This window comes from Actinotalea ferrariae CF5-4, assembly GCF_000603945.1.
Classification (GTDB): Bacteria; Actinomycetota; Actinomycetes; order Actinomycetales; family Cellulomonadaceae; genus Actinotalea; species Actinotalea ferrariae.
Genome location: NZ_AXCW01000330.1, coordinates 1 through 3,734, shown reverse-complemented (window position 1 = coordinate 3,734; position 3,734 = coordinate 1). Strand labels below are relative to the sequence as shown.

4 protein-coding genes are annotated in these 3,734 nt (G+C 68.4%); 3 read left to right on the top strand and 1 reads right to left on the bottom strand.

Features of this window, described 5'->3' with window-relative positions; all coding sequences use genetic code 11:
• On the top strand, positions 1 to 388 hold a 388-nt coding region (locus N866_RS17230), incomplete at its 5' end, for a helix-turn-helix transcriptional regulator (RefSeq protein WP_245612646.1).
• Positions 389 to 644: 256 nt separating this feature from the next.
• On the opposite strand, the gene N866_RS17225 is transcribed toward N866_RS17230, so the two are convergent.
• Entirely contained in the window at positions 645 to 1,043 is a 399-nt protein-coding gene (locus tag N866_RS17225) for a heavy metal-responsive transcriptional regulator (RefSeq protein WP_013884816.1), read from the bottom strand.
• An 81-nt stretch (positions 1,044 to 1,124) separates the two neighbouring features.
• Here N866_RS17225 and merA point away from each other — a divergent pair, with 81 nt between their 5' ends.
• Both merA and N866_RS17215 read left to right on the top strand, forming a co-directional pair.
• Positions 1,125 to 2,495, top strand: a complete 1,371-nt coding sequence (gene merA / locus N866_RS17220; RefSeq protein WP_034228832.1) for a mercury(II) reductase — start codon at positions 1,125 to 1,127, stop codon at positions 2,493 to 2,495.
• Positions 2,496 to 2,894: 399 nt separating this feature from the next.
• The gene (locus tag N866_RS17215; protein WP_034228830.1) at positions 2,895 to 3,521 is read left to right on the top strand and encodes a recombinase family protein; all 627 of its coding nucleotides are present in this window, start codon (positions 2,895 to 2,897) and stop codon (positions 3,519 to 3,521) included.
• The last annotated feature ends 213 nt before the right edge of the window (positions 3,522 to 3,734 follow it).

Sequence of the window (3,734 nt, the reverse complement as noted above, 5' to 3'; positions counted from 1 at the left end):
CAGGCCGGTGGATCAGGGCTCAGGACAGGTGTCCGGGAAAGCGGGTCAGGCTCCCATGTCTGCGCAGTACTCTCTACGAGTGTCCGCCCAGCCAAGCCCCGAGAACCTGCCTGAGTGGACCTTCCTGTCCAACCATGGCCACGTGCTCGTCTGCCTCGCGCTCGTCCCACAGTCCCGCCTGCGCGACATCGCCGCTCGGGTGGGGATCACCGAACGAGCCGTCCAAGGCATCCTGCGCAACCTCGAAGACGCCGGCTACGTCATCAAGGAACGCGTCGGCCGACGCAACAGCTACACGGTCAACGGAGATCAGCCCTTCCGCCACCCACTCGAAGCCCGAGTCCCCGTCGGAGAGTTCCTACGTCTCATCACCGGTCAGCGCCGCTGAAACAGACGACCGGTCGAGCCGTCCAACGCCCAAGACAACTAAGTCGTCGTGATCACCGGCCCGTGCCCGCCGGTGTCAGCGTGTGGCTTTCAGCGCTGGGTGGCGGGAATCTGTCGCCGCAATGTGGCGGTGGAGCTGGGCCCATGACATCGACGGGGGGCTACGGCCCAGAGGCAGCCATCGGCGGCGCCGTGATCATGTGTGCACCTTGCGGCTGACTGCGCTGCGGCGTTCGCGCGCAGGTACGGCGGATGCTTCAGGCGGTGGGGATGAGGTGACAGACCTGGGCGGGGGTGCACTGGTCAGGGTGCAGAGTCTTTGCCCGCGCGCTGAGCTGGCGCACCTGGGTCAACAGAGTCGTGAGCTCGGCGATCCGCCGCTCAAGATCGTGGGCGTGCTGTTCGAGCACTGCCGCGACGTGTGCGCACGGTGCGCCGGCGCTTTCGCGGGCAGAGACGACGTCGACGATCTCCGCCAGGGTCAGCCCGGCCGCCTGCGCGGCCTTCACGAACGCCAGCCGGTCGACCGCCCGGTGGTCGTACTCCCGGTAGCCCGACGCTTGGCGAGCCGGCGCTGGCAGCACGCCGGCGCTCTCGTAGTAGCGGATCGTCTTGGTCGTCACGCCGGCCGTGGCGGCCAGCTCTCCGATGCGCATGGTCAACCGTAGACCTTGACCTTCCCCCGCACTGGAACGTCTACCGTCCGATGACCTGTCCGCGCGCGCGAGGAGAATGCCATGGACGAGTACGACCTGATCGTCATCGGGACCGGCGGCGCTGCGATGGCCGCGGGCATCGAGGCACGGTCCCGCGGCAACAGCGTCTTGCTCGTCGAGCACGGGCCGCTAGGCGGGACCTGCCTGAACATCGGTTGCGTGCCCAGCAAGAACCTCCTCGCCGCCGCCGGGCAGCGCCACCGTGCGGCCACGCACCCCTTTGAAGGCATCTCCACCAGCGCGGGCCCGGTCGCCTTGGGCGCCCTGATGGAGCAGAAGCAGGCCTTGATCGACCGCCTGCGCCAAGCGAAGTACGCCGACGTCGCCGACGCCCACGGCTTCCCGATCCTGCAGGGCCACGCACGCTTCATCGACCAAGAGACACTGCAGGTCGACGGCCAGGCCCTGCGAGCACGGCACGGGTACGTCGTGGCCACCGGCGTGGCACCACACATCCCGGACCTCCCGGGGTTGGGTGACGTGGCGTACCTGACCTCCACCACCGCGATGGAGCAGCAGGACCTACCCGCATCCATGGTGGTGCTCGGCGCCGGGTATGTCGGGCTCGAGCAGGCCCAGCTGTGGGCGCACCTCGGTGTCGCCGTCACCATCGTCGGACGCTTCGCGCCCCACGCGGAGCCGGAGGTTGCAGACGTGTTGCTCGGCGTGTTTCAGGACGAGGGCATCACCGTGGTGCAGGAGCGCGCGACGGAGGTGCGGGCGACTCACGACGGCGTTGAGGTCCGGACCGGGAGCGAGAGGCGGCTGACGGGCCAGCGGTTGCTCGTGGCGACCGGGCGCTTCGCCGACACGTCCGACCTGGCTCTCAATGCAGCAGGTGTTGCTACTGACAGGCGCGGCTTCGTCGTCGTCGACGAGAACCAGCGGACCACCAACCCACGGGTCTTCGCGGCCGGGGACGTGTCCGGCGTCCCGCAGTACGTCTACGTCGCAGCCCAGACAGGACACGTCGCCGCAGCCGGCGCGCTCGGCCAGCCCTCAGCAGTGGACTATCGAGGGCTGCCCGGCGTCACCTTCACCACGCCCCAGATCGCCAGCGCGGGACTGACGGAGGACCAAGCTCTCGCCGCTGGGCACGCCTGCGAATGCCGCGTCCTAGGAGCGCAAGACATCCCGCGCGCCCTGGTCAACCAGGACACCCGCGGTGTCCTCAAGCTCGTCATCGACGCCGAGAGCCGCAAGATCCTCGGGGTGCACGCTGCCCTGGACGGCGCAGGCGAACTGATGCTCGCAGCGACCTACGCGATCAAGTTCGGCCTCACCGTGGACGACCTCGCCGACACTTGGGCCCCCTACCTAACGATGAGCGAAGCCCTGCGCATCGCCGCCGGCTTGTTCCGCTCAGCGCTGCCCACGAGCTGCTGCGCATAGGCACCCGAGCCGGCGCGTCACGGCTCGTGCGAGCCCGCGCCGACAGTGTCGCCCTTCAGCCTCAGGGCCACCCATAGGCCGCAAGGCCGACAGATGTACGACGCCCCGCCGTCCAACGCATGAAGAGCGCGGCGCGGCTTGCTGCGCCCGCAGCACGAGCACTCCCTCGAGTCCTGGCTCATCACGCGATGCTCCCACTCCCGCACCAGAAGACACAGGGCCAGGCTGGGTCAACGCGGCAGACAGAGTTGAGCCTGTCCCACTTCCTTGGAAGTGGGACACCCTGACGACGTGATGCCGGGGGCGAATCGGTATCGGTCAACGTGCCGTTCCGGAAGTTGGTCCCGAAACACCGTCCCGATGACGTCGTACGGAGACGACATTCGGTACGGTCGCCCGGTGGATCTCGGCTACGCACGCGTCTCAACCGCGAAGCAGGACCTCGACCGCCAGGTCGAGGCACTCGTCGCCGCCGGCGTCGCGCGAGACAAGATCTTCTTGGACAAGAAGTCAGGTGCGACGACCGACAGACCGGGGCTGCGGGCTGCTCTCGACTACGCCCGCGACGGCGACGTCATCGTGGTGCACACCCTGGACCGCCTGGGCCGGACCGTGCGCGACACCCTCAACCTCATCCACGACCTCACCGACCGCGGTGTCGGGGTACGCAACCTCGCCGACCCCATCAAGGTCGACTCAGGGAACCCCAGCGACCCGATGGCACAGCTCGCGGTCGTCCTCCTGGCCTTGTTCGCACAGATGGAACGCACTTACACCGTCGAACGGGCCGCCCACGCGCGGTCCGTCGCGACGGCCAAGGGCAGGCGGGTCGGCCGTCCCTCGGTGGTCGACGCGGACAAGATCGCCTACGCCGCACATCTCCGTGAGGCCGGGCACTCCATCGCTGACATCGTCGCCAAGACCGGTATCGCCCGCACCAGCCTCTACCGACACCTACCGCCCCGGGCCGCCGGGCAGCTCACCGCCGCTCCAACGACTGAACGCCCGACCGGCGCCGCCACTTAGCCCCGGCAGAAGCCCGCCATCTACCGGCGAAAGTCACAGACCTGCGCAATCGAACCCAATGACATGCAACGACAGAGCAGGCGGAGGCCTCGGCCCACAACAGAAGGTTGGGGGTTCGAGTCCCTCCGGGCGCGCAGGTCGAAGGCCCCTCACCAGCGGAGACGCGGTGGGGGGCCTTCTTCGTCCCTTCAGCCCTGATCCACCGGTCGTCTT

Bases quoted from the DNA above. Each gene is read 5' to 3' on its own strand.
- N866_RS17225 (WP_013884816.1), bottom strand. From the start codon at position 1,043: ATGCGCATCGGAGAGCTGGCCGCCACGGCCGGCGTGACGACCAAGACG.
- merA (WP_034228832.1), top strand. From the start codon at position 1,125: ATGGACGAGTACGACCTGATCGTCATCGGGACCGGCGGCGCTGCGATG.